General features: G+C 30.4%; 7 protein-coding genes. 1 reads left to right on the top strand and 6 read right to left on the bottom strand.

The annotated features are described in order from the left end of the window. Positions 1-86: 86 nt before the first annotated feature. From ACKI67_RS06395 to ACKI67_RS06415, 5 genes are all read right to left on the bottom strand, one after another. The gene (locus tag ACKI67_RS06395; RefSeq protein WP_407462613.1) at positions 87-224 is read right to left on the bottom strand and encodes a hypothetical protein; all 138 of its coding nucleotides are present in this window, start codon (positions 222-224) and stop codon (positions 87-89) included. A gap of 31 nt (positions 225-255) precedes the next feature. Then, a complete protein-coding gene (locus tag ACKI67_RS06400) occupies positions 256-1,452 on the bottom strand; it encodes a tetratricopeptide repeat protein (protein WP_407462614.1) in 1,197 nt (398 codons plus the stop codon). A 184-nt stretch (positions 1,453-1,636) separates the two neighbouring features. Further along, positions 1,637-2,473, bottom strand: coding sequence for an ATP-binding cassette domain-containing protein (locus ACKI67_RS06405; protein WP_407462620.1), 837 nt, complete (start codon positions 2,471-2,473; stop codon positions 1,637-1,639). Between the two features lie 208 nt (positions 2,474-2,681). Continuing rightward, positions 2,682-3,803, bottom strand: coding sequence for an adenosylcobinamide amidohydrolase (locus ACKI67_RS06410; RefSeq protein ID WP_407462615.1), 1,122 nt, complete (start codon positions 3,801-3,803; stop codon positions 2,682-2,684). A gap of 194 nt (positions 3,804-3,997) precedes the next feature. Continuing rightward, positions 3,998-5,476 carry a homoserine O-acetyltransferase gene (locus tag ACKI67_RS06415; protein ID WP_407462616.1) on the bottom strand — a complete coding sequence of 493 codons (1,479 nt, stop codon included), beginning with the start codon at positions 5,474-5,476 and terminating at the stop codon, positions 3,998-4,000. Positions 5,477-5,879: 403 nt separating this feature from the next. Between ACKI67_RS06415 and ACKI67_RS06420 the strand changes: the two genes are divergently transcribed. Continuing rightward, a complete protein-coding gene (locus tag ACKI67_RS06420) occupies positions 5,880-6,143 on the top strand; it encodes a hypothetical protein (RefSeq protein ID WP_407462617.1) in 264 nt (87 codons plus the stop codon). Between the two features lie 68 nt (positions 6,144-6,211). Here the strand turns inward: ACKI67_RS06420 and rnc are convergent, their stop codons facing one another. After that, on the bottom strand, positions 6,212-6,880 hold the full coding sequence (gene rnc / locus ACKI67_RS06425; RefSeq protein ID WP_407462619.1) for a ribonuclease III: 669 nt from the start codon (positions 6,878-6,880) through the stop codon (positions 6,212-6,214). Positions 6,881-6,967: the final 87 nt, after the last annotated feature.

A 6,967-nucleotide genomic window follows, 5' to 3' on the forward strand; every position in this document is an offset into this window, starting at 1 on the left:
ATATTTTAATACATTACTAACTATGTTTTTAATTATATATAAAGTAAATTAAATATTTAAAAAAACCAAAAAAAATTTAAAAATTTTCATTTATATAATTCCTTCTTTAACTCAACACTATTTGTTGGATGATTTAATTTAATTAATCCTTTTAATTCTTTAATGCTACGTTTTCTTCTAAACTCTAAGGCAACCCTTTCATTTTCTTTTATATTTTCTTCCATATTACACCCTAAAATACTAAATAAACATTATTTAAATCCTATTTTGAATAGAATTAATCTTAGCTAAAATCATATTATCCTTTGTCAAATCATATAATATCCTATAGAAATACAATGCTCCACGGTAATATTTTCTATTTTCCAAATCTGCAGAGATGAACCTTAAAGTATCTAAAATAAAAGGATTTACACCTATTTGAATATTTTTTGATTCAATTATCCTTTCGGCTTCCTTTCGATTCATTTCAATACTGATTCCACGGGATTTTAAATATTCAAGCTCTCCTAATGCCTGCTTATTGAAGTTAAAGTTTAAACTGAAATCATAGAATGCAGCGGCAATGTCCAACTGATTTTCCTCAACATAAAAGAACCCGAAATTCCTATAGGCTCTTGCAATATCCTCATTCTTATATGCAAACTTCAATGCATCCACATTGTATAGGAAAAATCTATTGTAAGTTCTTGTTTTTGATTTATAAATGTCTGCAAGAGATAAGATGGTTTTTGAAGAAACAGGATTGATTCTCAATGCCTTTAACAGATATTCTTCCGCTTTAGAAAAGTCATCATTCTCCAAAAGCAATGTGCCATAAATATAATACAAATCAAATAATGGTTCATCAAATGGGATGAAAGCCAATTCATCTTCCAATCCAATGTATTGGTAGAACAAAATTTCTTCAAGAGGATTTAAAAAGCTGTGATACTCCTTCTTAACTGATGTTTCTTTCTGTTTATTTTCCATTTTATGAATCTTTACATCTTTGCGCCAATTACCCCTTTTTGAGTTCTTTTCTGGATAATTCCTATATGATTTTGGACTTCTTGACAACTTATTTTCATCATATTTCATATATTGAATTTCCCTAATTGACCTGTTTGACTTGAAATCACTTTCCTTATGAATGGTTTGAACTTCATATTTGTCAATGAAATGACTCATGAAATTATCCAGCTTATCCAAAGCAGCCTTCTTATCACGATTTTCAATTAAAGGCATAACTTCATCAATTATACGGGATACATTTGTCTTATTTGAGTAAATCCCATCATCCTCATTATAAAAGTCTAATGATTGCCAAATCAACCTTGAAATCTCTTTAATTATATCATAAGAGTTTTCATGGTCTTTATAAAAGTCCAATTGAGAGACTAAATAATCCCTATCTAACACAGGATTTCCACTTAGATTTCTCTTGATTTGGCTTATAATTTCATCAGTCATTTAAATCATCACAAAAAGAATTTCTATAGTTTTTCTATTAATTTTTTTATTGATAATCCTATTTAAATGATATTATAAATTAAAAATTAGAAAAAATGAATTTGCACAATTACACAAAAATGAAAGAGAATAATCTAAAAAAGTAAAAAAATAGTAAAAAAATAGTATAAAAATAAATGATTATTTATTGTTTATTAATCAAATCAAGTACTTTAGCACGTGCTTGACCAATGGTTAATGGATAATCTCCACCAAAATCAACATTATCCTCTTTTTCAAGGATTTCGGCGAGATGTGCCATTCTTGGAAGACGTAAATCAGCAGCTCTGACTGTTTCCACTTGAGAAAATACTTCATTAGGTGTTCCTTCCGCAATTATCTCTCCATCGCTTATCAAGTGAATTTCACTTGAATAGACAGGAACCAAATCCACATCATGAGTGGAAATGACGATTGTCATCCCTTCCTTATTCAATTCATACAATAACTTAAGAATATGTGAAGCTCCTTTTGGATCCAAACCGGAAGTAGGCTCATCGAGAATCATTAATTCAGGCTCCATAGCCAAGATACCTGCAATAGCTACCCTTTTCTTTTGTCCTCCACTTAAATGGTGTGGGGATTTCTTTTCAAATCCTCCCATTCCAACCCTTTCAAGGGATAGTTTAACTCTTTTTTCCACTTCTTCAATTGGAAGACCTAAATTCATTGGCCCAAAGGCAACATCCTCTTCTACAGTTGGAGCAAACAATTGGTTATCTGGATTTTGGAATACAATTCCTATTTTTTGACGAGCTTTAAGAAGGCTTTCCTTATCATATTCAAGCTTCTCCCCATCAATATAAACTTCCCCTGATTTTGGAATGTGAATTCCATTGAAATGTAAAAATAGAGTGGATTTTCCAGCCCCATTTCTTCCTAAAAGAGCAACCATTTCCCCTTTTTTAACTCTAAAATTAATATTATTTAGTGCTCTTGTTCCATCAGGATATTCATAAATAATATTTCTTGCCTCTAAAATAGTAATACCTCCAACTATATTTTTATTTTATTTATAAAACTATATAAATGTTTAAAAAGTAATAAAAAACTCTATAAAATCTTAAAAAAAGTAATACTTTAAAATAAAGATTATTTGATATTATGTCAAATATGCAATATTAATTATGAAGAATGAGAAAAATATCTGAAAAATTTAAGGGTGAATTGAAAATATATAAAAAATGAAATTAGTCTAATTGATTCTTGACAATATATTCTAAAAGCAATCTCATGGAAGTCCATTCATCCTTATTCAATTGATTTTCCAATATGGAATTTGAAACCTTTAAAACTGTTTTTTTACTTAATAAACCATATCTATATTGATCTAAAAGATGAATGATTAAGGACACATTTGCCACAAGTTCTGGATTTTTAGAAACTTCAATCAATGAAACAATGAATTCCTTTTTATCCTCTTCACTTTTTATATCAATGAAATCTGTTAAGAAATTTTCATAAAAATCATCTAAATTGTATTGATATCTGTCTAATCTGACAAGAGCATTCAATTGATAAGTAGGAGTCAACCATTGCAATTTAGCTAAGCACTCTTTAATTGCAGCTTTTACAGCATTGGCAATGAGTTCACCAATCTTTGCATGTGTACTCATATTTTCGATACTGTTTTCGCTATCCAAATTAGAAAAGATTGCTATTCCATCTGTTCCTGTACCTGTTGCAATATCATTGGAATAATTGCTTGCAGTCATCAAATCCCTAAGTGCAACAGTTTTTGCCTCTGTAGCAATCATTTCAGCCAAAAGAAGTGAACTTTCGCTTAATCTGGAATTGATCAAAAGAATAACATTGATGGTTCCAGGCTTATTTGAAAAGTTATCATCATGCTCATTAATGTCAAAATCGTATTCATCATTGATTTCATAATAAGAAGCCTTATCACCTGCAGAAACTGCATTTACACGAACACCTGCAGTTGCTATTGCCATAACTTCAATATCCCTATATTTTTCACAAGCAATTGAATAATAATCCATATCTGCAGAAGTTATTAAACCACTAATCTTATCGCTTCTTAAATCCAAATCATTATAAAACTTAGAGGACAAGTCATTTAGGAATCCTAAAATGCCTCCTTCTTCATATTTATTTATATTTTCTTGAGACAATTGATGATTGAAAACAGCAGATAAATCCTCATTATATCCTCCATTTAACCAAGAACTAACTATTCCATTCCTTTTAGGACCAAATTTAACAAGCACAGTATCTGAATTCTTCAATACTTCATCTCCTACACTTGTTTTAAGTATCAATTCAAATTCTTGATTTTTATCATCAAATGACATAAAATTCCCCAAATATTGTTTAATTAAAAAAATTGAAATTAATTTCTATATAATAATAGTTTATAAAAAATAGTATTTAAATATGTTAAAAAATTAAATAAAAAAAGAAAAAATGAGAGATTGGCATATCTACTCACGACTATAGAAAAGATTTTGGTCCAGGTTTTTTGACCGAAGGTCAAAAAAGCTGGGGTTTAATAGTTAGAAATAAGATGAGAAATCCTATCAGTAGTAATGAGACCTTCTAAGTTAGATCCATCATCTACAACAGGTAAACATGAAATATTGTATTTCTTCATCAATCTAGCAATATCCTCAATCTCATCAGTTGACTTACAGGTTCTGACATCCTTAGTCATGACTTCTCTCAATTCACTGCAGTCTTCAACAATGGATTTGGACAAGTCCCATGCAGTAACGATTCCTGCCAATGAATTGTCATCATATACAACAGGCAAATGAGTAATCTCGTTGTCAAACATGATAACTGCAGCTTCTTTAACAGTTGAATCAATACGGATTGTAGGAACTTCTGTTTTCATAACGTCTCCTACATGGTGTTCAGATAGGAAATTGGACAATAGGAAGTTCATTTGACCGTTTTCAAGCAGGAATGCATCATGACCATAATCTGATTTGACTTCATTATATGTTACATCCACATCATTGGACTGAAGTGCAGCCAATAAATCCTTTGATTGGTCTACAGGGTATAGCCAGTCAGAATCCACTGCAATGATTTGCATCTTAGCCTTGACATCTGTTAAACCTTCAGAAAGGTTACCATCCACTGCCAAGTCAAAGTAATCCACTGCCTTAGTAATGTATAAATATGAATTTGCATCAAAACGCTTTACAAAGGTCTCTCCTTGGTGGTGCAAATAGCTTTCCACCTCAAAATCAACGGTAAAGTCATAACTGAGCTCTGTTTTGTCTTGCAAATCTCTTCCAAATTTTTGATACATTGATGCATCAGAAAGATATGTGATGTGACCTATCATACGAGCAACTGCAAGCCCAGATCTTGGAGCCTTATCCTGACCGTAGTAATTTCCCCTATTCCAGTTGTTATCAAGAATAATGGATTGCCTACCTACCTCATTAAATGCAATTTGCTGAGGTGAAGACCTTGCGGTTGTAGCGATTATGCTTGCCTTTTTCATCATGTCAGGATAGGAAACAGTCCATTGCAATGCCTGCATTCCACCCATAGAACCTCCTATGACGGCATACAACTTTTCTATGCCTAAAAATTCTATAAGTTTCTTTTGTGCATGAACCATATCTTCAATGGTTATTATTGGAAAATCGAGAGCATATGGCTTTCCAGTCTCAGGATTGATTGATGAAGGACCTGTTGAACCTTTACATCCTCCCAATACATTAGAACATATTACAAAGTATTTATCGGTGTCCAACGCTTTTCCAGGACCTATTACCATCTCCCACCATCCTGGTTTTTCCTTTTTAATATTTGTATACCTACCTGCAGCATGTGCATCTCCAGTAAGTGCATGACAAACCAAAATGGCATTGGATTTAGCAGAATTTAAATCTCCATAAGTTTCATATGCAAGTTCCACATTGCTTAAAGTCTTTCCTGAACTTAATTTTAAATCACTCTCGATAGAAAAATGTTTGGTTTGAACTTTACCAACAGAATTTTGTTTCATTTTTGATACCTTTATAAGTTTAAGAATACTGAATTTTAAAGCAATTCAATTCAGCACACTATTCAACAGCTTAAATAAATTTATAAGAATATTTTGATATAATTTTTTAAATTTAAGTCTAGTTAGTCAGTCAATCTTCATTATATTAATGAAGACTAGTCAAATTTTATAAAGTTGCGTCAATATTTATATTTCAATAAGATACTATTTATATTTATTTATATAAGTTTTTGGATTTAGTAATAATTTCTTTAAAGATAAATAATAAAAAATGACCTAAACAACATTAAAAAAATGCATAATAATCTTAAGAAAATATGAAAAAATTTAAAAGTCAGTTAAAAAATAATAAAAATTATGCACATATTTATAAAAATTTGACTTATAAAAAAATAGGGATAAAATGTCAAGTGAAAATAAAACTGAATTCAACAATACCGATCTATTGATTAATCTATATGAAATGTTATTTAATGACATCATCACAGTAGAAACAAGCAAAATTATTTCTAAATTCATAATGGACCTGATAGACAATACTGAGATTGATGAAGAGAAGGTCATAAGTTATTTCAATGAAAAAAATCCGGAAAACATTGAATTCGGCCTAAAAGAAGATTTGAAAATCATTTATGATATCTGCCTTGAAATATATGAAGAAGAATAGAGAAAAACTATTTTTCCAAATATGATAAAAAAAGTATTTTAGGTTTGTAGAATATTTGATTTAAGACATTAAGACAATATATCCAATCTGTCAATAGCTTTGCATGCTGCAAGCTGTTCAGCCTCTTTTTTGCTTTTTCCAACACCATGCCCATAATCAACACCATCGATTAGAATTCTCATGATAAATGTCTTGTCATGAGGTGCACCATGCTCTTCAAGCAATTCATAGGAAACTTCAACATCATTGGCATCCCCATATTCCTTGATTGTAGATTTGTAATCATGGAAAAAGATGGTATTCTTCTCAATGTATGGGAAAACGGTTTGTTCTAAAAACTCTTTAGCTTTTTCTATTCCCTGATCTAAATAAATAGCACCTAAAAATGATTCGAAGATATCTGCAGTGATGGAAATAACCTCATTGTCACTTAGCGCATTATCCTCAAGATTCAATCTGATTTGCTTGTCAAGATCATTCTCATGGGAATAAACAATCAAAGCGTTTTGACAAACATAATTTGCCCGAAGCTTTGTCAATTTACCTTCACTATATTTAGGATGCTTATTCTGCAAGTATTCGGAAGTCAACATATTCAAAACGGAATCTCCAAGAAACTCCAGCCTTTCATAGTCATAATCCAAATCATATTTAGCACTATATGAAGAATGAGTAAAAGCTATGGTATATAAATCCTCGTTATTTGGAACAATATTAAACTTTTCTAGAAATTTCATTTAATTCACTCTAAAAATTCATTCAACAGTATTAAAAATAGTTTTTTTAGATTTTAGATATGAATTATTATAATAATTTAATATTAG

Source organism: Methanobrevibacter sp., assembly GCF_045577275.1.
Taxonomy (GTDB): Archaea; Methanobacteriota; Methanobacteria; order Methanobacteriales; family Methanobacteriaceae; genus Methanobrevibacter.

Coding starts and splice junctions, on each gene's coding strand:
- ACKI67_RS06395 (WP_407462613.1), bottom strand. CDS start 224: ATGGAAGAAAATATAAAAGAAAATGAAAGGGTTGCCTTAGAGTTTAGA.
- ACKI67_RS06400 (WP_407462614.1), bottom strand. CDS start 1,452: ATGACTGATGAAATTATAAGCCAAATCAAGAGAAATCTAAGTGGAAAT.
- ACKI67_RS06410 (WP_407462615.1), bottom strand. CDS start 3,803: ATGTCATTTGATGATAAAAATCAAGAATTTGAATTGATACTTAAAACA.
- ACKI67_RS06415 (WP_407462616.1), bottom strand. CDS start 5,476: ATGAAACAAAATTCTGTTGGTAAAGTTCAAACCAAACATTTTTCTATC.
- ACKI67_RS06420 (WP_407462617.1), top strand. CDS start 5,880: ATGTCAAGTGAAAATAAAACTGAATTCAACAATACCGATCTATTGATT.
- rnc (WP_407462619.1), bottom strand. CDS start 6,880: ATGAAATTTCTAGAAAAGTTTAATATTGTTCCAAATAACGAGGATTTA.